This is a genomic window from Mesorhizobium sp. M1E.F.Ca.ET.041.01.1.1 (genome assembly GCF_003997355.1).
GTDB lineage: Bacteria > Pseudomonadota > Alphaproteobacteria > Rhizobiales > Rhizobiaceae > Mesorhizobium.
Map to the genome: position 1 here is coordinate 1 of NZ_RZSL01001269.1, position 424 is coordinate 424.

Sequence of the window (424 nt, forward strand, 5' to 3'; positions counted from 1 at the left end):
GTCTTTACCCCGCCGCATCGAAACCCTCGCTGCCACCGCCACGACCATTGAACCCATTGCGCCCATCGTCAGCAGATGCGTCTGGGCTAGCGGCGGAAGCATCCCCACCCGCGCGGCAACGATGCCGAGAAGTCCGGCCGCGAGGGTCGCATAAGCTATGCACAGCATCCGGTTTGCCGGCCACGCACCAACCCCGGTCCAAGCCGTGCGGAGCACCCACAAGGCGGTGATCGCCAGGGCCGATGTTCCGATTGATCCGCTCGAGAGGACCCCAAACCCCATCATGGCGAGGCCGGGCCACGTGCGTGCCGCAGGCCGTTGCGGCAAGCCGCGGCGTCGGCGCTCTTCGATCAGGAAGGCGGCTATCATCCGGCCGCCCACCGCCAGGATCAGCGCGCCCATCGCCAGGGGAAGCGCCGCAGCC

1 protein-coding gene is annotated in these 424 nt (G+C 68.4%); it reads right to left on the reverse strand.

Going from position 1 to position 424, the window contains the following annotated elements:
• Window positions 1-402 (reverse strand): NnrS family protein (locus EOA38_RS38735; RefSeq protein ID WP_245481047.1); only part of this gene is annotated, 402 nt, incomplete at its 3' end.
• Between the last annotated feature and the right edge of the window lie 22 nt (window positions 403-424).